Source organism: Ruegeria sp. CDSB022 (assembly GCF_059611145.1).
Genome location: NZ_JBXWOZ010000004.1, coordinates 149955 through 176925 on the forward strand (window position 1 = coordinate 149955; position 26971 = coordinate 176925).

Annotated in this window: 25 protein-coding genes and 1 tRNA gene; 8 read left to right on the forward strand and 18 right to left on the reverse strand. The window is 56.3% G+C overall.

From position 1 onward, the window contains the following. Positions 1-451: 451 nt before the first annotated feature. The 15 genes from AC2FIZ_RS10340 to AC2FIZ_RS10410 all read right to left on the reverse strand — a co-directional run bounded on the left by AC2FIZ_RS10340 (position 452) and on the right by AC2FIZ_RS10410 (position 15621). Positions 452-658 carry a hypothetical protein gene (locus AC2FIZ_RS10340; RefSeq protein ID WP_496676962.1) on the reverse strand — a complete coding sequence of 69 codons (207 nt, stop codon included), beginning with the start codon at positions 656-658 and terminating at the stop codon, positions 452-454. Positions 659-886: 228 nt separating this feature from the next. Further along, a complete protein-coding gene (locus tag AC2FIZ_RS10345) occupies positions 887-1888 on the reverse strand; it encodes an ABC transporter permease (protein ID WP_299664546.1) in 1002 nt (333 codons plus the stop codon). Between the two features lie 10 nt (positions 1889-1898). Beyond that, positions 1899-2654 carry an ATP-binding cassette domain-containing protein gene (locus AC2FIZ_RS10350; protein WP_299664544.1) on the reverse strand — a complete coding sequence of 252 codons (756 nt, stop codon included), beginning with the start codon at positions 2652-2654 and terminating at the stop codon, positions 1899-1901. A 19-nt stretch (positions 2655-2673) separates the two neighbouring features. Beyond that, positions 2674-3906, reverse strand: coding sequence for an ROK family transcriptional regulator (locus AC2FIZ_RS10355; RefSeq protein ID WP_299664541.1), 1233 nt, complete (start codon positions 3904-3906; stop codon positions 2674-2676). A gap of 75 nt (positions 3907-3981) precedes the next feature. Then, on the reverse strand, positions 3982-4626 hold the full coding sequence (locus AC2FIZ_RS10360; protein WP_299664539.1) for an AAA family ATPase: 645 nt from the start codon (positions 4624-4626) through the stop codon (positions 3982-3984). Further along, complete coding sequence (locus tag AC2FIZ_RS10365; RefSeq protein ID WP_299664537.1) at positions 4619-5470, reverse strand: PfkB family carbohydrate kinase; 852 nt, start codon at positions 5468-5470, stop codon at positions 4619-4621. Before AC2FIZ_RS10365 ends, AC2FIZ_RS10360 begins: the two co-directional genes overlap by 8 nt. Next, positions 5467-6540, reverse strand: coding sequence for a class II fructose-bisphosphate aldolase (gene fba / locus AC2FIZ_RS10370; RefSeq protein ID WP_299664535.1), 1074 nt, complete (start codon positions 6538-6540; stop codon positions 5467-5469). Before fba ends, AC2FIZ_RS10365 begins: the two co-directional genes overlap by 4 nt. 10 nt (positions 6541-6550) lie before the next feature. After that, positions 6551-8038 carry a family 43 glycosylhydrolase gene (locus AC2FIZ_RS10375; protein ID WP_299985811.1) on the reverse strand — a complete coding sequence of 496 codons (1488 nt, stop codon included), beginning with the start codon at positions 8036-8038 and terminating at the stop codon, positions 6551-6553. 80 nt (positions 8039-8118) lie between these two features. Further along, positions 8119-9195 carry a sugar ABC transporter substrate-binding protein gene (locus AC2FIZ_RS10380; protein ID WP_299664530.1) on the reverse strand — a complete coding sequence of 359 codons (1077 nt, stop codon included), beginning with the start codon at positions 9193-9195 and terminating at the stop codon, positions 8119-8121. Between the two features lie 627 nt (positions 9196-9822). Beyond that, positions 9823-10719 carry a sulfotransferase domain-containing protein gene (locus AC2FIZ_RS10385; RefSeq protein WP_496705074.1) on the reverse strand — a complete coding sequence of 299 codons (897 nt, stop codon included), beginning with the start codon at positions 10717-10719 and terminating at the stop codon, positions 9823-9825. Positions 10720-11352: 633 nt separating this feature from the next. Continuing rightward, on the reverse strand, positions 11353-12927 hold the full coding sequence (locus AC2FIZ_RS10390; RefSeq protein ID WP_496677021.1) for a relaxase family protein: 1575 nt from the start codon (positions 12925-12927) through the stop codon (positions 11353-11355). Then, complete coding sequence (locus AC2FIZ_RS10395) at positions 12921-13349, reverse strand: plasmid mobilization protein (RefSeq protein ID WP_082643591.1); 429 nt, start codon at positions 13347-13349, stop codon at positions 12921-12923. Before AC2FIZ_RS10395 ends, AC2FIZ_RS10390 begins: the two co-directional genes overlap by 7 nt. 19 nt (positions 13350-13368) lie before the next feature. Next, the gene (locus tag AC2FIZ_RS10400) at positions 13369-14289 is read right to left on the reverse strand and encodes a hypothetical protein (protein WP_496677025.1); all 921 of its coding nucleotides are present in this window, start codon (positions 14287-14289) and stop codon (positions 13369-13371) included. 24 nt (positions 14290-14313) lie between these two features. Continuing rightward, positions 14314-14390, reverse strand: a tRNA-Pro gene (locus AC2FIZ_RS10405). Positions 14391-14505: 115 nt separating this feature from the next. Next, a complete protein-coding gene (locus AC2FIZ_RS10410; RefSeq protein ID WP_281995108.1) occupies positions 14506-15621 on the reverse strand; it encodes a THUMP domain-containing class I SAM-dependent RNA methyltransferase in 1116 nt (371 codons plus the stop codon). Between the two features lie 276 nt (positions 15622-15897). Between AC2FIZ_RS10410 and AC2FIZ_RS10415 the strand changes: the two genes are divergently transcribed. Genes AC2FIZ_RS10415 through nqrF form a run of 6 tightly spaced genes read left to right on the forward strand, consistent with a single transcriptional unit; the run spans position 15898 to position 21758 of the window. Beyond that, positions 15898-17241, forward strand: coding sequence for a Na(+)-translocating NADH-quinone reductase subunit A (locus AC2FIZ_RS10415; RefSeq protein ID WP_281995107.1), 1344 nt, complete (start codon positions 15898-15900; stop codon positions 17239-17241). A gap of 5 nt (positions 17242-17246) precedes the next feature. Then, positions 17247-18455, forward strand: a complete 1209-nt coding sequence (locus tag AC2FIZ_RS10420; RefSeq protein ID WP_142636382.1) for an NADH:ubiquinone reductase (Na(+)-transporting) subunit B — start codon at positions 17247-17249, stop codon at positions 18453-18455. Further along, positions 18448-19263, forward strand: coding sequence for a Na(+)-translocating NADH-quinone reductase subunit C (locus AC2FIZ_RS10425; RefSeq protein WP_281995106.1), 816 nt, complete (start codon positions 18448-18450; stop codon positions 19261-19263). Before AC2FIZ_RS10420 ends, AC2FIZ_RS10425 begins: the two co-directional genes overlap by 8 nt. Then, a complete protein-coding gene (locus tag AC2FIZ_RS10430; RefSeq protein ID WP_142636378.1) occupies positions 19263-19916 on the forward strand; it encodes an NADH:ubiquinone reductase (Na(+)-transporting) subunit D in 654 nt (217 codons plus the stop codon). Before AC2FIZ_RS10425 ends, AC2FIZ_RS10430 begins: the two co-directional genes overlap by 1 nt. Next, the gene (gene nqrE / locus AC2FIZ_RS10435; RefSeq protein WP_142636377.1) at positions 19916-20524 is read left to right on the forward strand and encodes an NADH:ubiquinone reductase (Na(+)-transporting) subunit E; all 609 of its coding nucleotides are present in this window, start codon (positions 19916-19918) and stop codon (positions 20522-20524) included. Before AC2FIZ_RS10430 ends, nqrE begins: the two co-directional genes overlap by 1 nt. 10 nt (positions 20525-20534) lie before the next feature. Continuing rightward, positions 20535-21758: an NADH:ubiquinone reductase (Na(+)-transporting) subunit F gene (nqrF, locus tag AC2FIZ_RS10440; protein WP_281972904.1), complete on the forward strand. Its 1224-nt coding sequence runs from the start codon at positions 20535-20537 to the stop codon at positions 21756-21758. A gap of 53 nt (positions 21759-21811) precedes the next feature. Here the strand turns inward: nqrF and tviB are convergent, their stop codons facing one another. Both tviB and AC2FIZ_RS10450 read right to left on the reverse strand, forming a co-directional pair. Next, a complete protein-coding gene (tviB, locus tag AC2FIZ_RS10445) occupies positions 21812-23095 on the reverse strand; it encodes a Vi polysaccharide biosynthesis UDP-N-acetylglucosamine C-6 dehydrogenase TviB (protein WP_142636375.1) in 1284 nt (427 codons plus the stop codon). Positions 23096-23100: 5 nt separating this feature from the next. Continuing rightward, a complete protein-coding gene (locus tag AC2FIZ_RS10450; protein WP_281995105.1) occupies positions 23101-24114 on the reverse strand; it encodes a GDP-mannose 4,6-dehydratase in 1014 nt (337 codons plus the stop codon). Between the two features lie 159 nt (positions 24115-24273). On the opposite strand from AC2FIZ_RS10450, the gene AC2FIZ_RS10455 reads away from it, so the two are divergent. Beyond that, positions 24274-25044: a metallophosphoesterase family protein gene (locus tag AC2FIZ_RS10455; RefSeq protein WP_271948909.1), complete on the forward strand. Its 771-nt coding sequence runs from the start codon at positions 24274-24276 to the stop codon at positions 25042-25044. 3 nt (positions 25045-25047) lie between these two features. On the opposite strand, the gene AC2FIZ_RS10460 is transcribed toward AC2FIZ_RS10455, so the two are convergent. Further along, the gene (locus AC2FIZ_RS10460; protein ID WP_271948907.1) at positions 25048-25572 is read right to left on the reverse strand and encodes a CBS domain-containing protein; all 525 of its coding nucleotides are present in this window, start codon (positions 25570-25572) and stop codon (positions 25048-25050) included. A 363-nt stretch (positions 25573-25935) separates the two neighbouring features. On the opposite strand from AC2FIZ_RS10460, the gene AC2FIZ_RS10465 reads away from it, so the two are divergent. Then, a complete protein-coding gene (locus AC2FIZ_RS10465; protein WP_281972907.1) occupies positions 25936-26961 on the forward strand; it encodes an FAD:protein FMN transferase in 1026 nt (341 codons plus the stop codon). Positions 26962-26971: the final 10 nt, after the last annotated feature.

A 26971-nucleotide genomic window follows, 5' to 3' on the forward strand; every position in this document is an offset into this window, starting at 1 on the left:
TATCGGCTTACTTTCTGAACTAACCCGCCGCTACTGCGACCGCGGCGGAACCACGTACAGGAGACTTCCCATGACAACTGCTTGATCTTTTGGCCCTAGGTACCAAAGCTTAGGGTTAACCACGCAGTTGTCCAGTTTCGGCTTCGTCCGCGACTTGTGAATTCCACGTGTGATTCTCGCTGCAGCCTGTATGAATGACCGTTGCTTCCGCTGCATAGCGGCACCGAACTTGTTGCTCACTTGGCATTCCTGACGCTGCGAGTGCAAGCAGCGAGAAAATCCAAGGAACAGGTTGGGCTCGAAGCAGTCATTCGCTGCAACTTGCTTGAACGACTGCTACGCGGGACTTTGCTGCCCTACATGATGACCGATCAAACGTCTGCTTTTGCAGTGCTTTAGAAACATCGTGACACAATCGTTCAGTAATCAAGGGCACTGTGACCGCGGGGATTCACTCTTTAGACTCTTGATCTGACGCCTCGTCCGGCCAACCAGAAAGGAAAAACTGCCAGGTCGCGATGGTCCCAATCGCGCCAAACAGAATGGCCCAGAACAAGTTCCCGGTTACAAGCTCCAAGATCGCCCATCCAACGCTCAAGAGTGTGACGGCAACCCGCCGCCAGAGCGGAAGAAAGAAGGGTACGCGAAGTTCGAACATGTTCATCCGGGGATCACTCCAACGCTGTGGAACACGCGATGTTAGACCTCTGGCATGATAGTTGCGCCGGTAAATGCAATCAACTAACGTCCTTCCCCACGGTTACATGTCTCAGGTTCTGTGCACACCATTGACCGTTGCGATTGTCGACGGTGCACGCAGCCAATATTTGATTCCTCGGCATCGTAGCGCACAGCTCCGGCAGCCACACCACGATGTCATTCGCTGTCACTTCACAACGTCTACCTTGCTTCTGTTTAGCGAAATAGCGATTGCAGCAATCAGCAAAACACCCAAGGCGACCTGGCTCCACGAAGGGGGTACGCCCGCGATTGTCAGCCCATTGCGGACGATTGTCAGGGTCAATGCCCCGATGATTGTTTTGACCACACTGCCATAGCCACCTGTCAGCGGCGTACCACCAAGCGCAACCGCAGCAATTGCGTCGAGCTCAATCATCAGACCCGCCTGGGGCGTCGCCGCTCCTGCCCTTGCCAGGTTGACGCAAGCCGCCAATCCCACCATCAGCCCTGCAGCGGCAAAGACCTTGATCTTGAACGTCGTGACATTGATGCCGACCAGGCGGAGAACCTTCTCGTTGCCTCCAACGGCTCGCAACTGTTGACCAAAAACAGTCCTCTCATAAAAGGCCCACATAAACAGCGCGACAATCGCCGCGAGGATGAAGATCGCGGGGAATTTGCCCATCGACAGAAGCCAAGGTGCTGCGACAGACGAGATGTTGGTGCCGCCTGACACGCTATCGTCCGTTATATAAATCGCCGTGCCGTCTGATGCGATAATCACAACGGCGCGCACGATGATCAGCATTGCCAATGTTGTCACAAATGATGGGATCTTGAGCAGTGAAATAATCAGGCCGTTGACCATGCCAACAAGGCCACCTGCGACAATTCCCAGGATCAAGCCCACATCCCCGAACCAGAGCATTCCAAGTGCACCCAGAAACGCCGAAAATGCCAGGCTTGACCCGATGGAGATATCAATTGAACCAGTTGTCACGATCATCAACTGCGCGAATGCCAGTAACATCAAGACAGGCGTTTGCTGCGCAATGAACGTCCAGTTGCGCATCGACATGAAGCGGTCGCCCGAGATCGCCCAGAACAACAAGATTACCAGAACAATGGCAATGAAAGGCACATAGTCTCGCAACATTTCGGCGCGTTTGGGCGTCAGGAATGGGCGGGAGGCGGTTGTTTCGGTCATGTCGTTCTCCTCATTCGCCGAGAGTTATGGCCTTCACGAGCCGGTCCGAGGTAATCTCGTCGCGTTTGAATTCGCGCGATGTGACCCCGTGATGGGTCACTACGATACGGTCAGCCAGGCGGCGCACCTGATCGAGATTGTGGCTTACCAAAAGGAATGACGTGCCCTGCTTGTCGCGCACATCCTCAACCAATCGCTCAACTTCCGCCGTTTCATTCGGTCCAAGTGCGGCGGTCGGTTCGTCAAGGATTACGATGTCGCTCCCCCAGGCAATTGCGCGCCCGATCGCGATACTTTGTTGTTGTCCTCCGGACATGGAGGAGATTGGTTGCGACAGATCCTGAACGGTGGTGACATTGAGCTGCGCGAGGGCTTCACGGGTTTTTTCGCGCATCTTTCGTTCATCCACAAAAATCCCCCATTTGCGGGGGATGCGCCCCAAAAACAGGTTGTAGGGCGCCGTCATATTGGGAACCAGTGCCAGATCCTGATAAACGACTTCGATCCCGCATTCCTGCATATGCGAAACACTGTGCTCAGCCCGGGATACTTCCTTGCCATTGATGATGATCTGTCCGCCGTCCGGAACATGGGCCCCAGCCACAACCTTCATCAACGTTGATTTTCCGGCACCATTTCCGCCCACGATCGCGACAACTTCACCGCGATGAAGATCAAAGGAGCCGTCACGCAATGCCTGGACACCACCAAATGACTTCGAAACGTGTTTCACCGAAAGAAGAGGTTGAGCCGTCTGGTCATTCATAGTGGGTTCTCCTTCATTCCTATCCGCTTGCTTCAGCAACAAGGGCTTCTGGCTCGGCTCTGGGAGAACCGAGATAGGTTTGTGCAAGTACGTCCAGAAAGGCCCCGCGCAGCACAGTATCTTCACTTTGCTGGCTCAGCTCGATGTCGACGGCATCGTAGATGCTTGGCAAAACCGTCGCTTTTACATGGGTCTTGATGTGTTCCAGAAACCTTTGACCGAACCCGGCATATTCATCTCCGATCACAACCAAATCCGGATTGACGAAGTTGATGCAGTTGGTGATGCCTTGCGCCAGATAGCGTGCAACCCTGTGCACCTCTTCGCTGGCAAGCCCGTCTTCCGCTGCGTATGCGTCAAGGACCTGAGAAAAATCAGCGTCTGAAGTCAATGTTGTACTGCTGACGTTCTCTGCGCGCTCCCGTATGGCACGCAGTAGCGCAATGCGCGACGTGAAGAGTTCCAGACAGCCTCTATTTCCACATTTGCACTGCTCGCCATCAACGCTGATGGACGTATGCCCCAATTCACCTGCAAGACCTTGCGCACCCCGGTGCACATGGCCATCCACGACAAGCGCCGAGCCGATCCCCTGACCGGCAGACACGTACAACATGACCTTGGCCCCCAGCGCCCGGCCATGATGGCGCCATTCAGTCAAGGCTGCTGCCTTGGCGTCGTGTGTGGAGTGAACAGGAATGTCAGGATAGCGGGAGCGCAGCTCGGGGATCAGATCGAAGCCCTGCCATTGAGGGCTTTCAGTCATGAGGATGACACGTTCATCGCGCTCCAGGAACGGGCCAGGAACAGCCACGCCAATGCCATCGACCTGTTTCAAATTGCCAATCTGGCGATCCAGTGTCTCGGAGATCTCCTTGAAAGTCTGCTTGGCGGACCCGTCCCGTGCGATGGGGAATTCACTGGTCTCCAGCAGGTCACCGCGCAGATTAAATGCAGCAATGGAAAAGCTACGGCGTTGCAATCTAAGACAGAGGATGTATCGCCCGGAACCAACAAAGCTGAGGTTGATCGATCGCCGACCACGCCCCCCACGAACAAGTCCCACTTCCTCAACGATGCCATTGTCAATAAGTGGTGCTATCGCACGTGTGACAGTCGCCTGATCCAATCCGGTGGCTACGCTGATTTCCTTGCGCGAGCATTCTCCCATGTCGTGCAAAGCTGCAAGGATGGCGCGCCTGTTGTGGCCTTGAATACCTTCGATCGACAAGCCTTTTTGAGCAAGTTTCATGTCCGAACCCCAATTTTTTCAATTTGGCTCAAACATAGCGAGTTTTGCTTGCAACCTGCAATCAACTCTCGGGTGCTACGCATCGACGCCCTCCTGAAACAGGATGTCGGCGAATGTAGCACTTTGTCGGATCCTCTCCGCGTTGGGCATGTCGGTCTTGGTGATCTTTTCCCGCGTCTCGACTTCACCTCTGCCGCCACGCTCGTGGCGTCGCTTCAAGCGCTGCTTCAGGAGTTCATCCGGCGTGTCTACAAAGATACGCAGGTCGAAATGCGATGCCGCTCGAATCCAAGGCGCTTCATTCATCAGAATGTAGTTGCCCTCGACTATGCAAAGGGCCTCGTTTCCTTCGATCCTGGCGCCTTCTGGGACCGGGTCATGTATGTGCCGGGAATATCGCGGCCACCAAAACGCATCTCCCCTGGACAAACGTTCCACCGCGTGGGCAAACGCGTTGCCATCAAACGTATCGATACGGCCTTTCACGCTTCTAAGCCCTTCGGCCTCAAGCTGGGCGTTTGTTTTGTGAAACCCGTCCATCGGGCAGTAGGCAGCGATGTGCCCGGCAGCGCGTAGATCCTCGGACAGCCGCTCGGACAGCGTAGACTTACCCGTCGCCGGAGGCCCTGCAATTGCTACAATGAGCGGCGGTTGACCTGCACTTATCCGCTTTTCAATTGCGCCCAGAAGGCTGGCATAGTCGGCGAGGTGCTCAGGCATCCATCCAACTCCGCGTACCCGCATGGGTGCATGACTTACCCGCGATCTGGTTGGCGATATTCAACGCATCTACAAATGACCCGGTCTCGAGATACGCGTGGCAGAAAGCGCCGTGATAAATGTCTCCTGCGCCCAAGCTATCGACAACGTCCACCTCCAAAGCGGGTATCTCGCCCCGTCGTCCCTGATCATGCCAGACGACCCCAGCGTGACCCCGTGTCATTGCCCAGCGTTGGATGTCCAGTTCCTCACACATATTGGCAAAGGCGCGCAGTCCCTCGGGACAAAACACGTCGCTGACAATTGGAATATCGGCCAGCTTTAGAAAATCCGGTGACCAGTCTTTCCAGCCGCCGCCATCCAAAATGATTGGCCCTTCAAACGCACGTAAGGCGTCAGCGTGCGCCGCAACAAAATGCCGTTCGTACTGGTCGATCTGAATCAACCCGTATCCTTCCGTCAGGATCAGACCCTCTTGAGAACGCACCTTTTCGCACTCATCCCCTGCGCCATTGACAATCATCCTGGCCCCAAGGCTCCGGGTTGAAACAACTGTCGAAAGAGGGATGCGATAGTCCGGGTCATTACTGATGTCGTGCACCGTAACGTTCCTGTCCTTCAGATCGGACGTCAGCATTGTCTTCATTGGGCCCGGCGCGCCCAGCGATGTGGCCAGCGCCGCCGTTCCACCAAGATGGGCGAACGTAACGGCAGCGTTCAAAGCAGACCCGCCCGGGATCACATCATTGCTCAAAGCCTTGGTCTTCCCGTCCGGACCCGGAAAATCCTCAACAAGCGCGGTGACATCCATCACCGAGCGGCCTATGAACAGCGCCCGGCTCACGCGGCCTTCCGGGATGGATCGAGCCCGCCATCAGCATACCGCTTTGCCATTTCTGCAACTGGGATCGGCTTGATTTTACGCCCGTGGCCCGCCACCCCGAACCTCTCGAACCTGTCACGGACCAGCGTTTCAAGCTCCGCCATCCCGGCCAAGATAAACGCCCGAGGATCGAAATTCGATGGGTTGTCCCGGGAGAAGCGCCGCATTGCGCCGGACATGGCCATGCGGCAATCGGTGTCGATGTTGATTTTTCGAACACCATGCCGGATCCCGCGTTCGATCTCTTCGACGGGGACGCCCCAGGTTTGTGGCATTTCACCGCCAGAGGCGTTTATCAAGTCCTGCAAACCCTGTGGCACAGAGCTCGACCCATGCATGACAAGATGGGTATTCGGCACGCGACGATGGATCGCCTCAATCTGGCTGATGGCCAGGATGTCGCCATCCGGTTCCCTTGTGAATTTATAAGCGCCATGAGACGTCCCACAGGCTATCGCTAGCGCATCGACCTTGGTTGCAGCAACAAACTCCGCTGCCTGATCGGGATCGGTCAATAGCTGATCGTGATCCAGTTTGCCCTCTGCCCCGGACCCGTCTTCTTCACCCGCCTCGCCGGTTTCAAGCGATCCAAGAACACCCAGCTCTCCTTCGATTGAGGCACCCGTCCAATGTGCGATCTGTGCAACGCGAGCCGTGATATCGACGTTGTGGGCATAGCTGGCGGGTGTCTTGCCGTCGCCCATCAGGGAGCCATCCATCATGGCCGAGGTGAACCCCGCAGCGATGGCGCTGACGCAGGCCTGCTCATCATGGCCGTGGTCCTGATGCAGACAGATTGGGTTGTCGGGATACATGGACGCCAGTGCGTTCACTATAGCGACGATCATCCGATCTCCGGCATAGGCCCTGCGAACATTCAAGCTGGCTTGCAGGATCACCGGTGCATCGCAGGCGCGCGCAGCGTTCATGATCGCAAGGCCCTGCTCCATATTGGAGATGTTGAACGCCGGCACACCAAATCCTTGATCCGCCGCATAATCAAGCAATTGTCTGAGGGTTATGAGGGGCATGGCGAGGCCTTTACTTGCGGAAGTTGAGATTGTGGAATTTCGCCGAGCCTTCCTGAACAAAGAGACCCCAGGCATCGGTATTGGAGATGTCATAGACCCTGAAGGATGCAACAACCTGCCCGGCCACAAAGCACTCGATGGCCGACCCGTTGCGCAGGATCTGGACCCGGTAACACCCATCCTCCGGTGTGAAGGCGAGCGGACGCTCGACCAATGGGCTGTCGATCTCCTGACGGACCTCAATGCCATGCCGCTCATTGAGCACCAGGCTGTCCCAAAGTGGATCCATCGCGGCAGGCCAGCGATCAAACAGGACGCGCTCCTTCATGGGCTCGATTGAAAGGCTGTAACCGCTGTCCAGATGATCGCCGCCTCGGGGTTCGATGAGAATACCCACAGCTTCGGTGGCGGGATCAGGTTCAATCACTACATCGAGCAACACGTCATCCCGGTTCGGACCGTCGATGAACGCGTATCCGTATGATCCTGTCGCATCACACCGAGGGTCTGCATCGCCGGTCCAGTCTCCCAACATGGGGCGCAGCTTGTGGGGCACGGTCTCTGCGTAACTCTGGTCCACGTTATCGGGCAATTTGCAGGTCAGCGTGCCGTCTGGCAGCGAGACAAGTTCGCGCGGGCTGCCCAGTTCTCCGCCCCAAACCCAGCTGCGCTTGGGGCCATGATGCTTGCGGAACGGTATCCATGCGAAACTCATGCGACGGTCGCCATCGCTGGCCGATTTGGCAGCGTAAAATCGACGCCCGTCAAGACTGTCGAGCTTGCGGCTTTCCCAAGGACCATCCGGGGATTTTGACACCCGATACACTGTTTGCATTCGTTCCGAGTAGCGGCTTTCAACCAGATACCACCAGTCGCCCAACTTGAAGATTTCCGGGCATTCCGGGCAATGCGTCAACATCGAGGACGCCAGCGGCGGGCCAACCTCCCAGCTTTCCAGATCATCGGACGTGGCAACGGCAACACAGCCCCGGCGAAACTGCGGACCTTCCTTGAGGCGCGCTGAGATCAGCATCTTGAAGCACCCTGCCTCTTCGTCGCGGTAGACAAAGGGGTCGCGCCAATCGACGGTTTCGTACCAGCGGGGATCGGGGAAGATCATCGGGTTGGATCCGGATTTCTCCCAGGACTTGAGATCAGTCGATGTTGCCTTGCAAATTGACTGCGGTGAAGCAGATTGACGATTGTAACCTGTGTAGAAGAAGTGAAACACGCCCTTGTGCTCAATGACAGAGCCGGTCCAGATCCCATCGCCGTCGCACTCACCGTGCGCGCCGGGGCCAAAAGCGTCGGGCATCACCTCCCAGTTTACGAGGTCATCTGACCGAAGATAAGCGGTCGAGACGCGCGCCCGCTCAACATATTCCCACGCGCCCACAGGGGGTTGGGAAAAAAACAGATGCCACGTGCCATCGTGGTAGAATGGCATTGTATCACCAGCGGCAGCACCGCGCTCCGGAGCGTATCCGAAAAGTCTCATCTGCGGACCTCGAAAAGAGTTTGATTTTTTAGTCCCCCGACCCATTGAACCGGGGGAGGGCTCGCTGCGTGCAAGGGGAGTTATTGCACGTAGTCTTGCCAGTTTGCCTGCCACGCGTCGATGAAACCGGGCAAATCAGCGTCGGGATTATGGACCTTGCTGAGGCTGCGAACGGTTTCCGGTGAAAGAATACATCCGTTCAGAAGACTGTTGGCATAGGTATCCACATTGTCGGCTGTTACCGGAATGAGGCCGACCCGCGGCTGGGTGTCTTCAATCGGGTGACCGTGCAAGTAGTCATAGAGTTGGATAAGGCCGAACCCGCCAACCATCCAATGGCCACCGATCGAGAAACTCAGTTTGCCATCCTTGATGAATTGAGCGACCTGCTCGTCAATGTCGGTGGTTATGATGGCGATGTCGTCACGCCCTGCCTGTTCCACCGCAAATTGACTGCCGAGACCGGCGACCGCGCCAAGCACGATGATCGCGTCAATCTCGCCGGGTCCGAAGCGGGCAATGAACTGCTCGGCATATTTCTGGCCATTCTCCCGGTTCAGACGATCCCAACTTTCAGCGATCACTTCGACCCCTGCCGCGTCCAATTCCGATTGAACTCCCGCCCAGATTTCTTCCGCAGAAGTCACACCTTTCTGGTTCCAGACCATCGCGACTTTCTTGTGTCCGAGATCTGCGGTGGCTTTGCCGATTGCCTGACCCCAAGTGTCATTGTTCTGGGTCACCTGCGCGATGAAATCCTCACCTTCATAGTCATCGTCATAGCTGGACACCACCAGTCGACCGACGGCAATACCAGGAATATCATTCTCTTCGAGAAGACGCGCGACCTGGATACCGGCCGGCGACGTCAGCGGGTTGAAGATCAGCCCGTCCGGGCCGCTTGCGATGATGGATTCAGCTTGCGCCGCGTGCTGTTCTTCCGAGTTCTGATCGTCAAACTCCTTCAGCTCGACACCCAGCGCTTCAGCGACGCAGCGTTCAAAACGATGGCGGTTGATAACCCAAGGGTTTGTTTCCGGCTGGCCAAGGTCAGCGATTACCAGATCGGTACGAGCTTCGCTTTGAGCCGTTGCCACGCTCGCAAGCGGCAACATGGCTGCTGTCACAAGCAAAGGCTTGAGCATCTTGTAGGTCATGATCTCCTCCCTGGAGAGTTTTTCGCGTTGATTGCGGAGAGGTAAACTCCTATTTAATGCGTACTGCAATTAAATGCAGTTTGCAAGTATATATCCAATCCGCTGAACCAACCCGGGAACTTTGAGGTTGCGAAGTGGCAAAAATCCAGGCTTTACGGCTCAAGCAGTCAAGGCATCAAGTTCCGCGCGAACCACGCGGTACGGCAGGACCCGGTGTCCTGACTCAGGTTCCGAGCGGTGTGGATGCCCTGGGCGTGGTCCTCGTAACGATCGGCGTAGTCGTTCACAAATCCGCGCAGATGTCGTCTGCACCTGTCAACGGCGACTGAAATCGGCCATTCGCTGCAACCTGAAGAACGAGCAGGTTGGGCTCGCACCGGACTTTCTCTGCGACGGGCCCGAATTGGTCGAATGAGCCCTGAACCGCCATTGATCACACTTCAGCCTTTCGCTCATGCAGCAGGTCGCGATCCGCGCAAACCGGACATTTCCTGTCTGGTTCGTGGATGGCTGTGACGCGGACTAAGCTGCCATTCGCTGGCCGCGTTTCATAACAATGCTGAGCGGGACGACGTTTCTGTTAAGCGTTTGTGTATAACCGAGGCGTCAAATCAAATGACGACAGCCTCACGGTTCTCGCTGATCCCCCCAGTTCAACCAGGCAGCGTCCTCGGGCGACAGGAGCGAAGCGCAACGTTCATGGTAGCGTGCGAGTTCATTGTCACTAAGGCGGCCTTCCCACTTGTTGGATGTGCCGGAAGCAAAGAACTTCGCTTGGTCCACGAAGGGCGAATCTTTGTGAAAGCGTCTTTCGCTGGCTTCGACTACCTTGCGCATATTGGCAAACGTATTTGCCTCTGTCAGCGCAGTCAAAATTTCCGGTGGCAGATCGATTTCCAAAATTCGAGCAAGCCGCGCAATCTGTCCGTGCAGGTCTTTGCTCAGATCGGCGTAATGGAAGAAATGCACGTTCCCCTTGCCCTCACGCACTCTGGCCTGCTGGTAGTGACGTATAATGGAGTGCACTGTAAGATCATCTGTGCCCGTATCGGTCACTGGTTCCTCAACAAATCTGTTGAAGCCTGCCCGGATATCATCAGGGAACATCTCTAAAAGGGGACCAGCGTCTTTCATGTTCTCAACGTGGCTCCGAAAGGAGAAATGGGCATCGATCGGATGACGATACACAACGATATAGGTTGGCTCTAAACCATATGAGATGCCGTCCATGGGTGTATGGCTTTTGAGGCAGCGCCTACGCGTCAAGCTGGCTTGCTTTGCGGCGATTGCTTTTCGGTCGCGAAATCCACAATCGAGCCAAGGTGCTTCTTCTCTGTTGCCGGCATCCGGAACGACCCTGCCATGTATCAGCATCATGACGATATTCAACGTCCATGTCGTGCCGCATTTTGGGGGCGTGCAAACAATCACGTCGTTGGGCCGCAGCTGAAATTCATCCCAAATGTCGGTATTCGTGACCGGGCCAAGATAATCGCGGTGACGTTCTGTATGAACTGTCTGCATTGGACTTCTCCCTCGTCCGTAACTCCACTTTAGCCGTCCATCATCCAACCGCAAAGCTGTTTGAGCGTCAGGAACGCGAGGCGAAAAAATGTCGCCAATAGGCTCGTTGCAGACCTTTGCTGCTAACTTCATGAATATCCGCTTTCCGCGCATTCATACCATCCTTGGTGCTCGGTGCTGCAATCGCAGCGAATGGCAGCTGAGTGGCCATTCCTGCCAAGTAGCCTGTGGCACGGCGATCGAGGGTCATCGGTCTGGATGCACGTTCTTAACGGGATTGGGCGGCAGTTTTATTGGGATTCAGGCGTCAATTCACTGAGAATACGCAGTTGAGCGCTAGGCTAGAACAACTTGGCCTATTTTGATCATTTTCGCATCGACCCCAAGTTCTGGTATCAAGTAGCCGTTTTTGGTCCTGAACACATTCCGCAAATACTGATTTCCGTCAGTGTCCATAAACAGACACCGTAAGTTGTAGCAATCGCCCCAAACCCCTGCAATTGCAACTAGTGGAATGCCTATCGGTAGCGAGTCGACTCTTTCAAATTCTCTGTAGTCAATCCCGCAGGCGCAGGATTGGCGGAAGCTCATGGTGAAGCGTTCGTGATGAGTGGGCATCGTCATTCCTTCAGATCAAAGATGGAAGCCGTAGTCTTGGTCTCGTTCAAGCAGCCCATGATTCAGCTCTCTTGCAGCAGAGTTTCGGCGGCTCTCGCTAGCTTCAAACTCGTCTGCAAGTTCTCTTCCAGCGTGGTGTAGTTCTGTTCTTCGGTCAGCAAGTCGGCCAATGTAGCTACGGACTTGAGATGTGATTTCATCAGCAGCTCGATGCACTGCGTTAAGCCATTTAGCCTGGCCTCGATCCCGGTCGTCGAGCGTTCTTCCAAATTGCGCAATTCCGAGGCGGAGGTCTCGCAAGCCGTCACCAACTGCTCGACGCACGCGAGCAAATCTCGCTCCAAGGCTGTCAGGGATTGGTCCATCTAGTTTGGCTCCACTCTGATGCAAGAAACCAATCGGCTCGCCACCGAACAGGTGCGCATGCTTGATGTTTCTGGCGGCAGGATCAAATAAGTCGCTCCCTCGTGAAGTACCGCCTGGATGCCCAACCTCTCTAGCTGCGTCGAGGCGGCTATCGTTGAGAGTTTCCAGCTCCACAGAAAAGTCAGTCCTAAGGTTGCTGCGATCAACACCATACAGGCCGTTATCACCGCCCAAGGTGAGATCTGAATCAGGAATTTGATCTTGTCGATGTGACTCTGCCAGGTCGTCCCGCTCCAATCCAAAAACGTGCGGGTATCGGCTTCGATTGTATTCCGCGCGAGTGTTACACATGCTTGAATATCGCTCCTGAAGCTCTGCAATTGAGAATCCATCAAGGCGGCGTGCTCTTTTCGGATCTTGTCCAAGTCCGCGTTCAATTTCTCGCTCAGCCGGGTCGGCTTGCCAGTCGTCATGGAAAATCTCTCCTTTCAATCGCCAGCGTTCGCCTGTGTCGGGGTCTTTGGCCGTGATGTAATTTTTGCTTACGCGGGGGATATCGAAACCTGCGTCGGTCAGGGCATCGACCATGCTTGCGCGGTCGGTGATGGTGCCGATGCTGATCTGGTCTAAGATCCATTCGTGGAGTTCTTCGCGGCCCTGTGCCCTAGTTGGGGCCTCAACGGTGGCTTGAACCTCCTGTGTGCGTTCCAGATCCATCGGATCGGCCCAGTCGTGCGTCTTGTTCATTAAGTCGCGCAGACTGTCATAGGCTGTCCGATAGCCAGGTGGTGCGATGTTGAGGCTTTTACCGGTTGTCAGCTCCAAACGCGGTGTACAGAAATGCAGCTCAACTCGGTCTTCGTGGCTGTGCCGGACCCAGAGCAAGTCGAATTGCTCACTGTCCATACCAGCGAATGCCAGTGCCTCGAAGGCGTTCATGACTTCGACCTGCTGGGCTACGGTGGGTGCGTCCTCGCTGGCAAAGCTGATGACGCCCGCGCGGTAGGTCCACTGATTGCGACTGGCGTCGATCAGGGCCTCGGTGCGGGTGGAATCGCCGCGCAGCACTTCAGGCAAAGGATCGCGTATGACCGTCATGGGCTGGCCATCAGCATCGCGGATTAGATCGCGATTGGAGTCATAGGCCAAGACCTCACGCGTGACGAGATAGCCAACTGGACCAGCACCCGCGCCTTTGCCATTGGGAAAGAACTTGATCAGCATTGTCGTGCCTCATCAAGGATCTTGGTAAGCTGGCGTTCAATCACAACCAGTTGTCGGGCGACGGCCAGCGTATCCATGTCAACCCGACCAATCAGAAGCGCCCGATTCACAACCCGCGCAACCTGGTTGAGGTTACCGCCAATGCGCCCTAGTGCCAGGACCAGAGCGGGGTCGACGCGAGGCGCAGGCTTGCGACGACGTGCTTCCGTCAGACCCAAGGCTTCGCGCAAGAGGGTCGCGGCAGACACTCCGGCAGCTTCGGCTTTGGCGCGAAGCTCAGCCTTCTCAGCAACGCTACATCGAAAGACGAAGGTCTCGGTGAGCGGCGCTTTGGCGGGCGGCGTGCCTCCGCCGGTGGGGTTCGAAGGGGAGGCTTGCCACCCCTCGCAAGGTCCCGTGTCAGCAGCGCCAGCGTATGACATGGGTCGCCTTGCTCTTTGCTCAGACCGCATGGCACAGTTCCTGCTTCGATGGTGCAAACAGGGTCCAGCCTTCGGTGATGAGCCAGCTGCGCAACACGGGCCACTCGTTCTTGTTCGTTGGAGGGAACCTGCCGGGGAGCCAGTAGCCGCGCTCGTTGTTTTCGATGGCTTCAGGAAGTACCCGGTCGATCCAAGCACCAAACATTCGTTCGGTGAACTGCTCCCATTGGCGGCAGCCGAAAGATTGGCGCGAGACGAATTCGGGTTGCGCACTGCCCACGCGCGCCGAGTCGGATGGCCCACCATTCGGCAGATCCGGCTCAAGCGCGAGGTTTTGTTCTATGGATTGTTCTTTCTTTATATAGGAAAGATCACCCATGCGCCCTTTGTCTCTCACGGGCGAACCCTTTCGCCCTTCTGAAAGGCTCATCGGTGCATCCTTTTTCCTCCGGCGAAACGGGATGATTTTTGTTGGGGAGCGAAGGTCGTATTCTGTGTGATTGCCTGCGCCACGCCCTTCAGTTCGAAACAGCCAACCGAACTCGACAAGCTGTTTGAGGCAGCGTTTGATGGTTGCTAGCGACATTCCGACCAGGAACTCATCAAGCGTTTTTAGTGAGGGATTGAGTTGGCCGGTCCTGTCGTTGGCGAACTGTACCGAAAGCGCTGAGGCAACTACCTTAGTTGACGAGTTGAGGTCAGCGCATTGCAGAACGGCCTTGAGCCATTCAAAGCGATTGAGCCTAGACATATGCGCCTCCCGCGATTGCGGACCGGCTGCGAATTTGGTATTCTGTTCGTGCGGATAAATTTGCATTACCGTTGAGGTGGGTGGCCGCCCCCTCAGCGGTTTTTCTTTCACTTTTCTTCGGAAACCAGACCCTGAAAACAGAATAATCCGGACAAAATCCGGGTATGCTGCGGTGGCGGCGCAGTTCATTCGTATTTAACTGATTGATTTTATTGGTCGGAGTGAGAGGATTCGAACCTCCGACCCCTGCCTCCCGAAGACAGTGCTCTACCAGGCTGAGCTACACTCCGACCGTGGCGGGTGATTTATACCTGAGGGTTTGGATGTGCAAGAGGGATTCTGGGTCTGGTTTGTGATTAATAACAGGCTTTGGACAGGCTCAAAATCCCCGCGATTAGACCCATGTCAGACCAGGCGGTCAGTGCGATAAAGTCGGATTTTTGTGCCGCCGTGATCCACTACCGGCCCTGCCGGAAGCAAAGGAAGGCGCGTGGCATGGGCCAAGGATGGGGTGCTTGTTACGATGCCAACGCGCCAGCCTTTGAAGCGTGACATCAGAACCTTGCCGAAACTCCCATACAAGGATCGCAGCCGTTTTTCATCGCCTATCCGGGCGCCATAAGGGGGGTTTACGATCACTAACCCCTCAGCACCTTGCGGGGGCTTCAGATCGCTGACGGAGTGGCAATGAAATGTTGTATTGGTCGAAACACCGGCTTGTTCCGCGTTGGCTTTTGCGGCCTCGATCGCGCCTGCATTCCTGTCGGAGCCGAAGAACTGAACCTCGGGGGCAGGGGGTTCTGACCCAGCGCGCATGTCGGACCAGATGTCGGGATCAAAACTCCTTAGGCTTTCGAATGCAAAATTACGCGTGCGACCGGGAAGCAGGCCCAATGAGATCTCGGCAGCCTCGATGACGAAAGTGCCCGACCCGCACATGGGATCCAGCACCGGTTCGGTCCCGTGATAGCCACATTCGCGCAGGAACATGGCCGCCATTGTCTCGCGCATGGGGGCCTTGGCGACGGAAGTCTTGTGACCTCGCTTGTGCAGGGGCTCTCCGGAGGTGTCGATCGAGAATGTGCAGATGTCTTTCTCAATCCGCAAAAGCACGCGCAGGGCTGCATCTGTCGAGATTGGAGTCCCCAGTGTCTCGGCCAGCGCTCGTTCGATCCTTTGGCGCGCGGCACCCGCATGATAAATGCGCGATTTGCGGCTTGTCGCCTCGACTTTTACCGGCACTTCCGGGCGCAGGAAATCTGACCACGGAAATTTTCTGGCGCGTTTGTCCAGTTGTGCCAGATGGACAGCGGGAAAGCTGCCAATCCGAACCAGAACTTTATTTGCGCCCCGAAGGCAAAGGTTGGCACGCCATACTTCGGGCCACCCGCCCCGACAAACCACGCCACCAGCAATGACCTTAGCATCGGCGAATCCCTGTTCGGTGGCCTCGGCATGCAGCGGCGCCTCTAGTCCGGGCGTTGCTACCAGAAAAATTTCCAGATCGTTCGTTTGTTCCATCAAGGGTGCTTACACTGGACATGATCGGGGCGCGACAGGCAATTTCAGCGAAAGTGATACAAGAAAGTGAATACCGTGAGGGAATTTTGACGGTTACAGGTTTGCTTTTGGTATCATCCCCGCGTAAAGGGGCCACAATCAGAGGGACGGCCGCGGATTTCAGTCGCAATTCGACGCTTTTGCGACGACTGCTTGGAATTCTCGCGTTATTGTCTGACACTAGATAGGTGTTGGCTCAGCCGGCACAGGTAAAGAGGCTTGGAAGACCGTAGCGACATGCAAACTTTCAAACTGAAAAAAGGGTTGGAGCTGCCGGTGCAAGGCGCACCGGAACAAACCATCCATCCGGGTCCAGAATTCAAGACTGTTGGGGTTTTGGGGGGCGATTACCTTGGCTTGAAACCGCGAATGCTGGTTCAGGAGGGGGATGACGTTCAACGTGGCACTCCGCTTTTCTGTCACAAGGACGCACCCGAGGCGATGATGGTCACCCCGCTAAGTGGTAAGATCGTTGCCATCAACCGTGGTGCGCGCCGGGTTTTGCAAAGCGTTGTGATCGAGGTTGCGGATGCCAACGACACGGGTATCGATTTCTCGGGTGTTGGTGATGCGGACAGCGCCGAGGGTGTTACCGCCAAGCTATGCGCCGCGGGGCTGTGGACCGCTTTCCGTACGCGTCCCTATTCCAAGATACCAGTTCCGGGCACCAAGCCAGCAGCGATTTTCGTCACCGCCATGGATAGCGAGCCACTGGCCGGAGATGCAGAACTCATCATCAATGACGCGGGCAAAGCATTTGCGGATGGTCTGGTAGCCGTATCCAAGCTGACCGAGGGCAAAACCTATTTGTGCCAGCAGGACGGTGCTTCAGTTCCGGGTAGCGATCTGCCAGACGTAGAGGCGGCGGCATTCTCTGGTCCGCATCCTGCGGGTTTGGCCGGAACCCACATCCATTTCCTCGAACCGCTTGCGGGCGAAAAGCAGGTCTGGACCATCGGGTATCAGGATGTCATCGCCATTGGCCGCCTGATGCAGACGGGCCATCTGGACCCTAATCTGGTGATCGCCCTGACTGGCCCGGGTGCCCGTCAGCCGCGCCTGATCCGTACGGTGATGGGAGCGTCGACCGAAGACCTGACCAGGGATGAGATTGATGTGGAGGGCACGGCACGGATCATTTCGGGCTCGATCCTATCTGGTCAGCATGCGGATGGCCCAACGGCTTATCTGGGGCGTTTTGCAAGGCAGATGACCATCATCCGTGAGGACCACGACCAGATTCCGATGGGTTGGATCCGCCCGATGCCTTCGAAATTTGCGGTTCAGCCGGTGCTGGGTTCTGCTTTCGCCAAAAAGCTGTACGCGCTCAGCTCGAATCTGAATGGGGGGCGCCGCGCCATGGTGCCCACGGGTACGTTCGAAGAGCTGATGCCGCAGGACTATCTGCCGACGCAACTGCTGCGGGCACTACTGGTGATGGACACCGATACTGCGCAAGCTCTGGGCGCGCTAGAGCTGGACGAAGAGGATCTGGGCCTTGTCGGCTTTGCCTGTCCGGCAAAATATGAATACGGGCTGGCGTTGCGCGACTGCCTGAACAAGATTGAAAAGGAGGGCTGATCCAAATGGGTTTGCGCAGCTTCTTCGATCGGATCGAGCCGAACTTTACCAAGGGCGGCAAGTACGAAAAGTATTTCCCCATCTACGAGATGGTCGAAAGCTTTATCTACACTCCGAAAACCGTGACCTCTGTGGCCCCGCATGCGCGGTCTTACGTGGATATGAAGCGGATCATGACCTATGTCGTGATCGCGACCATTCCCTGTATCCTTTGGGGGATGTGGAACACCGGCTATCAGGCCAACTCGGCCATCGCCAGCCTCGGGCCGGACTCTGCCGCCGGTTGGCGCATCGCTCTGCTGCAGATGTTTGGTATCTCGCTGGACCCCAGCAGTGTCTTTGCAAATGTGATGCACGGGTTGATGTATTTTCTGCCTATCTACATCGTCACACTGGTCGCAGGCGGCATATTCGAGGTCATCTTTGCCACCGTGCGCGGTCATGAGGTGAACGAAGGTTTCCTCGTAACATCAATGCTTTACACTCTGATTATGCCGGCCACTACACCCTTGTGGCAGGTGGCTTTGGGCATTATCTTCGGTGTGGTGATCGGCAAAGAGGTATTTGGCGGCACCGGCAAGAACTTCCTTAACCCCGCGCTGGTTGGTCGTGCGTTTTTGTACTTCGCTTATCCTGCGCAGATGTCGGGGGACTCGGTCTGGACCCCGGTTGACGGGTTCTCGGGTGCAACCGCGCTGGCGGTGTCAGCGGCCGAGGGCGTACAGGCTCTTGCTGCCGAAGGGATCACATGGTCCAGCGCTTTTTACGGCACCATTCAGGGCAGCTTTGGCGAGACCTCGACCTTGGCCTGCTTGATTGGTATGGCCTTCCTGCTGATGACCAAGATTGCCAATTACCGCCTGATCGTTGGCTGTCTGGCCGGGACCATCGGATTTACTCTGCTGCTGAACCTGATCGGGTCGGATACCAACCCGATGTTCGCGATGCCGTGGTATTGGCATGTGGTTCTGGGTGGGTATGCATTTGGCCTGGCCTTCATGGTGACCGAACCGGTTTCCGCCAGCCACACCAACCTGGGCCGCTATATCTATGGCGCCTTGATCGGAGTGATGGTTGTGATGATACGCGTGATCAATCCGGCCTTCCCCGAAGGCATGATGCTGGCCATCCTGTTCGGCAATGTCTTTGCACCGCTGATCGACTATTTCGTCGTGCAGGCCAATATCAAACGGAGGGCGCGTCGCCATGTCTGATCCGCAACCTCAAGAACCCAAGGGCGCATTGGCTCGCTTTCTGGCCGCCTCGCCGGATTCGGTTGGCAAGACGATCTTCGTCGCCGTTGCTGTCTGTCTTGTTGCCTCGATGGTGGTCTCCGCCGCTGCGGTCAGCCTGCGCCCGGTGCAAGAAGCCAACGCGCTGAAGGACAAACAGGTTAACGTTTTGCAGGTGGCTGGTGTCTTCGAGCCGGGCATAGATGTGACCGAAGCCTTCGCTGCGTTCGAGCCGCATGTGCTCGAGCTTGCCACCGGCGAATTTGTCGACGATCAGTTCGAACCGGCAACCTTTGATGACCAGGCTGCTGCAAGTGATCCTGAACTCAGCGTAGCATTGGACACTGACCCGGCGGGTATTGGTCGTCAGGCCAAGTACCGAGTGATCTATCTGTTGCGCGATGATGCGGGCGATTTAGACAAAGTGATCCTGCCGCTGCATGGTTATGGCCTGTGGTCGACGCTCTATGGTTTTATCGCTCTAGAAAGTAACGGCAACGACATCTACGGCCTGCAGTTCTATCAGCATGGTGAGACCCCCGGCCTTGGCGCCGAGGTGGACAACCCGCGATGGAAAGGTCTGTGGAATGGCAAGAAATTGCGCGACGATGCAGGCGAGCTGCAGATTACCGTCGCCAAGTCGCAGCCCGCCGCCGGTCCCGATTTCTATGTCGACGCGCTTGCTGGGGCCACTCTGACCTCGGTTGGTGTCGATAACCTGGTGAAATTCTGGATGGGTGACGCGGGCTACGCCCGGTTCCTGTCCAAACTGCAAGCAGGAGAGTTTTGATGTCTCAGACCAAGAAAGAGATGCTGGTCGACCCGCTTGTCGACAATAACCCGATCACGCTGCAGGTCCTGGGCATCTGTTCCGCGCTGGCCGTGACTTCTTCGTTGCAGGTGGCCTTTGTAATGGCGCTGGCTGTGACCTTCGTGACCGCCTTCTCGTCGATGTTCATTTCGATGTTGCGCAACCAGATACCCGGCTCAATCCGGATCATCGTTCAGATGGTGATCATCGCGTCGCTGGTGATCCTGGTGGATCAGGTTCTCAAGGCCTATGCCTTCCAGATTTCGAAAACCCTGTCGGTTTTCGTTGGGCTGATTATCACAAACTGTATCGTGATGGGCCGTGCCGAGGCATTTGCGATGAAGAACCCCCCGATAGCATCTTTTATCGACGGTGTTGGCAACGGCATGGGCTATGGGCTGATCCTGCTGCTAGTCGGCTTTATCCGCGAGCTGTTGGGGGCCGGGTCGCTGTTCGGTGTCACCATCTTGCAGACTGTGAACAATGGCGGCTGGTACGTACCCAACGGTATGCTGCTGTTGCCACCTTCGGCGTTCTTCATCATCGGCCTGATCATCTGGGCCTTCCGTACATGGAAGCCGAACCAGGTCGAAGAACGTGAATACAAAATCCAGCAGGTAGAGGCGCACTGATGGAAGGGCTTATCTCACTGGCCGTAAAGGCCATCTTTGTCGAAAACCTTGCGCTCAGCTTCTTTCTTGGCATGTGTACCTTCATCGCCGTGTCCAAGAAGATCTCGACCGCGCTGGGTCTTGGGATCTCGGTCATGGTCGTGCAGGCGATCACCGTTCCCGCCAACAACCTGTTGCTGACCTATCTGCTGAAGCCGGGCGCGCTGGCCTGGGCCGGGTTCCCGGATGTGGACCTGACCTTCCTTGGCCTGATCTCGTATATCGGCGTGATAGCCGCGATGGTTCAGATCCTCGAGATGGTCTTGGACAAGTATTTCCCCCCGCTCTACAACGCGCTGGGTATTTTTCTGCCGCTGATCACAGTGAACTGCGCCATCCTGGGTGGCTCGCTGTTCATGGTCGAGCGGGATTATAACTTTGCCGAGGCCACGACCTATGGTCTGTCCTCCGGCTTTGGCTGGGCGCTGGCGATTACCGCTATGGCGGGGGTGCGCGAAAAGCTGAAATATTCGGACATTCCTGATGGCCTGCAGGGTCTGGGGATCACCTTTATCACCGCGGGTCTGATGGCGATGGCCTTCATGTCCTTCTCGGGCGTGAAACTGTAAGGGGGCGGCAATGGAAACCTTTAGCCTAGGCGTCGTTCTTTTCACGCTGATCGTTCTGGCGCTTGTCGCCCTTATCATGGCCGCCCGGTCGCGGTTGGTGTCGACGGGCAATGTCAACATCACCATCAATGGTGAGAAAACCGTGTCCGTGCCCGCCGGTGGCAAGCTGTTGCAAACCCTGGCAGCTGAGAAACTGTTCGTGCCATCGGCCTGTGGCGGCGGCGGGACCTGCGCACAATGCCGCGTACGCGTCCATTCCGGCGGTGGCTCGATCCTGCCGACCGAAGAAAGCCATATCACCAAGCGCGAGGCCGCTTGTGGCGACCGTCTGTCTTGTCAGGTTGCAGTTAAACAAGACATGGATATCGAGGTCCCCGAAGAGGTCTTTGGCGTCAAGAAATGGGAATGCACGGTTCGGTCGAACGAAAACGTTGCCACCTTTATCAAAGCGCTGACGCTGGACCTGCCCGAAGGTGAGGATGTGAATTTCCGCGCTGGTGGCTATATCCAGATCGAAGCCCCCGCCCATGCGCTGAAATACACTGATTTCGATGTCGAGGAGGAATATCGCGAAGATTGGGATCGCTTCAATCTGTGGCAATACGACTCGGTCGTTGCCGAACCCATCGAACGCGCCTATTCCATGGCCAACTATCCGGACGAAAAGGGCATGATCATGCTGAACGTCCGGGTTGCCTCACCGCCTCCGGGTTCCGAAGGGATACCGGCGGGCCAGATGTCGTCGTATATCTTCAACCTGAAACCGGGTGACAAGGTCACGATCTCGGGTCCATTCGGTGAATTCTTCGCCCGCGAGACCGGAAGAGAGATGGTGTTCATCGGTGGTGGTGCTGGTATGGCGCCCATGCGCAGCCATATTTTCGACCAGCTCAAACGGCTTGAGAATCGCGACCGTAAGATCACCTTCTGGTACGGTGCCCGGTCCAAGAAAGAGATGTTCTTTGTCGAGGATTTCGACAGCCTCGCGGAAGAGTTCGACAATTTCGAATGGCATGTCGCCCTGTCGGATGCCCAGCCCGAGGATGACTGGAAAGGCTATACCGGCTTTATCCATAACGTGCTGTTCGACGAATACCTCAAGAACCACCCGGCACCCGAGGATTGCGAGTTCTACATGTGCGGACCGCCGATCATGAACCAGTCGGTCATCAACATGCTGCTGGATCTGGGTGTGGACCGCGAAGATATCATGCTCGACGATTTCGGCGGGTAATCAGTTATCCGGCGCCCTGTGGCGCCGGTTTCATTTTAGGTCTTTTGGTTCGATTACAGGCGCAGGTCGCTTGCCTCGCGTGGCAGGCAGGATTTGATGTCGAAGACTACGCTGTTTTCTTTGCCATAGGCTCGAAACTGCAAAGGATCGAGTGCCCGATATTCCGCATGCGCGACGGCCAGGACGACCCCGTCATAGAGCCCTGGCTCAGGTTGGTCGATCAGGTCCAGGTCGTATTCTTCTTGCGCAGCTTTGGGGTCGGCATGAGGGTCGTGGACATCGACGCTTATGCCATAGCTTTGCAATTCTTCGATAATGTCGACGACACGGGTGTTGCGCAGGTCGGGGCAGTTTTCCTTGAACGTCAGGCCCATCACCAGAACACGGGCCGCGCCAACATTGATACCGCAACGGGTCATACGTTTGACCAGTTGCGACACCACATAGCTGCCCATCCTGTCATTCAGGCGCCGCCCTGCAAGGATGATCTGCGGGTGATGGCCCACGGCCTCGGCCTTGTGCGTCAGGTAGTAAGGATCCACGCCGATGCAATGCCCGCCGACCAGACCGGGGCGGAAGGGCAGGAAGTTCCATTTGGTTCCGGCTGCGCGCAGCACAGCCTCGGTATCGATGCCCATGCGACCGAAGATCATCGCCAACTCGTTCACCAGAGCGATATTCAGGTCGCGCTGGGTGTTTTCGATCACCTTCGCGGCCTCAGCCACGCGGATGCTTTCGGCCTTGTAGGTTCCAGCGGTGATGATCCGGGCATAGAGCGCGTCAACTAGATCAGCGACCTGCGGGGTTGAACCAGCGGTGACTTTGCAGATGTCCGCGATACGGTGGGTCTTGTCACCGGGGTTGATCCGCTCGGGGCTGTAGCCTGCAAAGAAATCCGTGTTGAAAGTCAGGCCCGAGGCGCGTTCCAGCACCGGAACGCAATCTTCTTCGGTTGCGCCGGGATAGACGGTGGATTCGTAGATCACCAAATCACCGGATTTCAATACGTGGCCAACTGTTTCCGACGCAGCCAGAAGGGGGGCTAAATCAGGCTGCTTACCTGCGGTGATCGGCGTGGGGACGGTTACGACATAGGTATCGCAATCGGCAATCTCCGAGGGGTTGGTTGTGAATTTCAGGCCGCCCGCCGCGCTCAGGTCATGTGGCTCAACCTCATGCGTTGCATCTACGCCAGCGCGTAGTGCCTCGACCCGCGCCGCATTGATGTCAAATCCGATCACCTTGCCAATTTTGCCGAAGGCCACGGCCAGGGGCAGGCCGACATAACCCAGCCCGATCACAGCAATCTTTCGGGAATTGGGGTCGGTTTCAAGCATATGCGTCACTTACCATGATAGTCGCGGAACCATTCGACAAACTGGGCGATTCCATCTTTGAAATTTGTCTGCGGACGATAGCCGGTCAGCTTTTGCAGCAGATCACTATTCGCCCAAGTGGCAGGAACATCACCCATCTGCATAGGCATGTAATTGCGGATGGCTTTCTTGCCGATAGCTTCCTCAATGGCTTCGATAAAATCCATCAGCCGCACTTTGTCGCCATTGCCGATATTCACCACGCGCCAGGGCGCCGCCGGCGACAGACTGTCACCTTCTTCAATCTCATCTGCGCTGTCCGGCCGCACCGGAGGGACGTCGATCAGCAGTCGGATACCGCGGACAAGGTCTTCGACATTGGTGAAATCCCGATACATGTCGCCGTGGTTATAGATATCGATCGGGCGGTCATCCAGGATGGCGTCCACAAATTTATAGAGCGCAAGATCGGGTCGCCCCCAGGTGCCATAGACGGTGAAGAACCGGAACATGGTCGTGGGCAGGTTCCACAAATGGGCATAGGAATGGCCCATCGCCTCATTTGCCTTTTTGGTCGCGGCGTAAATCGTGAGCGGCGTGTCGGCCTTTTCGACCTCGGTGAAGGGCATGACCTCGTTGGCGCCATAGACCGAGGATGTCGAGGCCATCAGAAGGTGATCCACCTTATGCTCGCGCGCGATTTCCATGACGTTGAACGTGCCGACCACGTTGGAATTGATATAGCTGCGCGGGTCCTCAAGGCTATAGCGGACACCAGCCTGCGCCGCGAGATGCACGATCACCTCGGGCTGGAACTCCTCTGCGACCTTTGCAAGCTGCTCGTAGTTTTCCAAAAGATCCTCGGTTGCGGAAAACCCAGGGGATTGCAAGAGCATCTGATGGCGGCGCTGCTTGAGCGAGACGTCGTAATAATCCGTCATCCCATCGTAGCCGTGAACCTGAAACCCCTCGGCCAGTAGTAGTTTTGCCAGGTGAAAACCGATGAACCCTGCTGTGCCTGTGACTAATACGCGCTTCATTTAACCCTCGACCCAAACCAAAACCGTTTGAAACATCAGGGATACTTTCAGCCCCTCAAGGTCAAGGGGATTTTCCTACAAACAGCGCCATTGGGGCAATCCAGAACCCGAATTCACTTGCGGATTGTTGTTGCCCGCCAGTCAGGGTAGGAAATTGCGATGGTGTGGGATTGGATCAAAACCAGGTGGAAAAAACCTCAGGCGGCACAGAATTCAGTTTCTGACATCGCGCCTGACCAGAGGTTTTATGCCGTGGGGGATATCCACGGGCGATTGGATCTGTTGCAGACTTTGCTGGCAAGGCTGGATCCAGATTGCCCCACAATCTTTGTTGGGGACTACATTGATCGTGGCAATTACAGCGCCCAGGTGCTGCACCAGTTACGGCACCTTAGCCGGGTCCGGGGCAATGATTTCATTTGCCTGCTGGGTAATCACGAGGAGATGCTGTTGCGGTTCACCGATGACCCAAAACGGGTCGGCAGGCTTTGGCTGCAAAACGGTGGCCTGCAAACGCTCGCCTCATTTGGAATTACCGGTGTGGATGAAGACACGGTTGGTGCGGATGCTGTCTCGGTGGCTGACAGATTGCGACGCGCAATGGGAGAAGATTTGCTGTCATGGCTGCACGACCGTCCCCTGACCTGGACCAGCGGCAATGTCACCGTGGTGCATGCAGGGCTGGACCCAGGCAAGCCATTGGATGAGCAGACACGCCAAGTCCGCCTGTGGGGCCATCCGAATTTCTCACGGCAGATGCGGGAAGATGGCCAGTGGGTTGTCCATGGTCATACGATCACGTCAGAGCCCCGCGCTGAGAATGGCGTAGTTTCGATCGACACCGGCGCCTTCTTCAGTGGCAGGTTGACCGCCACTGATATTCGCGCCGGCGAGGTCCGGTTCATCGCAACCAACGAGCAGCCGGAATAGCTGTCAACCGACGATCATCTGCTTCATGCGAAGGGCTTCATACTCCAGCTCTTTGAGGCGGAAATGCACGACATCACCGATCGTGATCACGCCACGAAGATGGCCATCGCTGAGGACGGGCATGTGGCGAAAGCGCCCCTCTGTCATGGTTTTCAGCACATCGTTCAACAGATCCTCGGGCGCGCAGGTCTGTACACTGCGGGTCATCAGATCTTCGACAGATTGGGGCAGGGTCTGGCCGGGAGTATCGGCCATACGGCGCACAATATCACGCTCGGACAGGATACCCTGAAGCGTACCATTCTGATCTGTCACCACCACAGCGCCAATACGCTTTTCCTTGAGGATATTCACCACCGAATGAATTGTGTCTTTCGGGCGCACGGTAAAAACCGCGTCCCCTTTGCCAACAAGCAGCTTTTCGACTGTTGTCTGTGTATGAGAAAGGTTCGATTCAACCGACTGGCTATGCGAGGCAGCCGCGGCCTTGTCGCCGCGTGTCGGTGGCTGGTAAGAGCTTGGGGCCATGGGCAATCTCCTCTTGCTTTGCTTTTCACCTTACCGCAGCCATATGACCTGTATAGGGTACAAATGCCCTAACCGGGGAAAACTGCCAAAAACCAAGGAAATCCGGCCCGTTGTCCAACTTTTTTCTGACCCCGCCTGTTGCCGCGCTGATATTTTTTGCGGTTGTCGTTTGTGGCCATAATTTTCGCATGACCTGGAAACAGCAGGCTCCGGGATGGCAGAAGAAAGCATGGCTGTTCGGGGTGCCCGCCGGAATCGGTTTGTTGGCGCTAGGCTTCCTGCCGCTGAAAGCCTGATGCAGGTTTGACTCTGATTGGGGCCGCTGTCATATGCCGGGCACGCTTTTCCTCAGGAGGGACCCATATGCGTTTCTTGCCAGTCCTGGCTGTCGCCACACTTATTTCCGGCTGCTTGTTCGACAAAGAGCCCGAGGTGGTACGCCTGTCAGGCGAAACGATGGGGACGACATTCAACATCACGGCCATCGGTGTCGATGTTGATGAAGAAGCGCTGGCGGGTGCGGTCGAACAGACACTGGCCGAAGTTAACGCAAAGATGTCGAACTGGGACCCGAATTCCGAGGTTTCGACCTTCTCGGACTCGGGCAGCACTGAACCTGTAGCCGTTTCGGATGAATTTGCGCTGGTGCTTGATGCCGCGAATGATGTGCACGAGAAATCCGGGGGTACATTCGACGTGACTCTCGGCCCGCTGATTGAGCTTTGGGGCTTTGGTCCGCGCAAACCGGAAGATCCGGTGCCCGCAGATGCTGACATCCAGGCGGCTTTGGGCAAGGTCGGACAGGCCAGATTGCTGCAACTGGATCGCGATGCCGGAACTTTGGCGAAGGCCGATGCCGGAGTCGGCATTAACCTGTCCGCCATTGCCAAGGGGTATGGCATCGACGCCGTGGCCGAAACGCTGCGCACGGCTGGGATTGAGGACTATATGGTCGAGATCGGCGGCGATCTGGTCACAAGAGGCGATAACGACAAGGGTGAGACTTGGCGGATCGGGATCGAAAAACCCCAGGCCGATGCGCAGAATCTGCAGTTGATCGTACAGCTTGATGATCTGGGTATGGCGACATCCGGCGATTACAAGAATTTCTTTGAACAAGATGGTGTGCGGTATTCGCATATCATTGACCCAACTACTGGCCGCCCGATCACGCATCGGACCACTTCGGTCACGGTACTGGCCGAAAATGCTATGATGGCAGATGCTTGGGCGACAGCGATGTTGGCCTTGGGTCAGGAAAAGGGTTTGAAACTTGCCGAGACGCATAAACTTGCCGTGTATTTCATCTCGCGGGATGTGACAGGCGGTGAGGATGCCTATATCACGGTACACAGCACAGCGTTCAAAGAGGCGTTGGGCACCAACTGACGGGTTGAGC

Excerpts from the sequence above, each read along its gene's own strand:
- AC2FIZ_RS10385 (WP_496705074.1), bottom strand. The coding sequence starts at position 10,719 with ATGCAGACAGTTCATACAGAACGTCACCGCGATTATCTTGGCCCGGTC.
- AC2FIZ_RS10460 (WP_271948907.1), bottom strand. The coding sequence starts at position 25,572 with ATGGCCCCAAGCTCTTACCAGCCACCGACACGCGGCGACAAGGCCGCG.
- fba (WP_299664535.1), bottom strand. The coding sequence starts at position 6,540 with ATGCCCCTCATAACCCTCAGACAATTGCTTGATTATGCGGCGGATCAA.
- nqrE (WP_142636377.1), top strand. The coding sequence starts at position 19,916 with ATGGAAGGGCTTATCTCACTGGCCGTAAAGGCCATCTTTGTCGAAAAC.
- tviB (WP_142636375.1), bottom strand. The coding sequence starts at position 23,095 with ATGCTTGAAACCGACCCCAATTCCCGAAAGATTGCTGTGATCGGGCTG.
- AC2FIZ_RS10410 (WP_281995108.1), bottom strand. The coding sequence starts at position 15,621 with ATGGAACAAACGAACGATCTGGAAATTTTTCTGGTAGCAACGCCCGGA.
- AC2FIZ_RS10390 (WP_496677021.1), bottom strand. The coding sequence starts at position 12,927 with ATGCTGATCAAGTTCTTTCCCAATGGCAAAGGCGCGGGTGCTGGTCCA.
- AC2FIZ_RS10450 (WP_281995105.1), bottom strand. The coding sequence starts at position 24,114 with ATGAAGCGCGTATTAGTCACAGGCACAGCAGGGTTCATCGGTTTTCAC.
- AC2FIZ_RS10375 (WP_299985811.1), bottom strand. The coding sequence starts at position 8,038 with ATGAGACTTTTCGGATACGCTCCGGAGCGCGGTGCTGCCGCTGGTGAT.
- AC2FIZ_RS10395 (WP_082643591.1), bottom strand. The coding sequence starts at position 13,349 with ATGTCATACGCTGGCGCTGCTGACACGGGACCTTGCGAGGGGTGGCAA.
- AC2FIZ_RS10360 (WP_299664539.1), bottom strand. The coding sequence starts at position 4,626 with ATGCCTGAGCACCTCGCCGACTATGCCAGCCTTCTGGGCGCAATTGAA.
- AC2FIZ_RS10380 (WP_299664530.1), bottom strand. The coding sequence starts at position 9,195 with ATGACCTACAAGATGCTCAAGCCTTTGCTTGTGACAGCAGCCATGTTG.
- AC2FIZ_RS10420 (WP_142636382.1), top strand. The coding sequence starts at position 17,247 with ATGGGTTTGCGCAGCTTCTTCGATCGGATCGAGCCGAACTTTACCAAG.
- AC2FIZ_RS10400 (WP_496677025.1), bottom strand. The coding sequence starts at position 14,289 with ATGAACTGCGCCGCCACCGCAGCATACCCGGATTTTGTCCGGATTATT.
- AC2FIZ_RS10345 (WP_299664546.1), bottom strand. The coding sequence starts at position 1,888 with ATGACCGAAACAACCGCCTCCCGCCCATTCCTGACGCCCAAACGCGCC.
- AC2FIZ_RS10455 (WP_271948909.1), top strand. The coding sequence starts at position 24,274 with ATGGTGTGGGATTGGATCAAAACCAGGTGGAAAAAACCTCAGGCGGCA.
- AC2FIZ_RS10415 (WP_281995107.1), top strand. The coding sequence starts at position 15,898 with ATGCAAACTTTCAAACTGAAAAAAGGGTTGGAGCTGCCGGTGCAAGGC.
- AC2FIZ_RS10430 (WP_142636378.1), top strand. The coding sequence starts at position 19,263 with ATGTCTCAGACCAAGAAAGAGATGCTGGTCGACCCGCTTGTCGACAAT.
- AC2FIZ_RS10425 (WP_281995106.1), top strand. The coding sequence starts at position 18,448 with ATGTCTGATCCGCAACCTCAAGAACCCAAGGGCGCATTGGCTCGCTTT.
- AC2FIZ_RS10465 (WP_281972907.1), top strand. The coding sequence starts at position 25,936 with ATGCGTTTCTTGCCAGTCCTGGCTGTCGCCACACTTATTTCCGGCTGC.
- AC2FIZ_RS10340 (WP_496676962.1), bottom strand. The coding sequence starts at position 658 with ATGTTCGAACTTCGCGTACCCTTCTTTCTTCCGCTCTGGCGGCGGGTT.
- nqrF (WP_281972904.1), top strand. The coding sequence starts at position 20,535 with ATGGAAACCTTTAGCCTAGGCGTCGTTCTTTTCACGCTGATCGTTCTG.
- AC2FIZ_RS10350 (WP_299664544.1), bottom strand. The coding sequence starts at position 2,654 with ATGAATGACCAGACGGCTCAACCTCTTCTTTCGGTGAAACACGTTTCG.
- AC2FIZ_RS10355 (WP_299664541.1), bottom strand. The coding sequence starts at position 3,906 with ATGAAACTTGCTCAAAAAGGCTTGTCGATCGAAGGTATTCAAGGCCAC.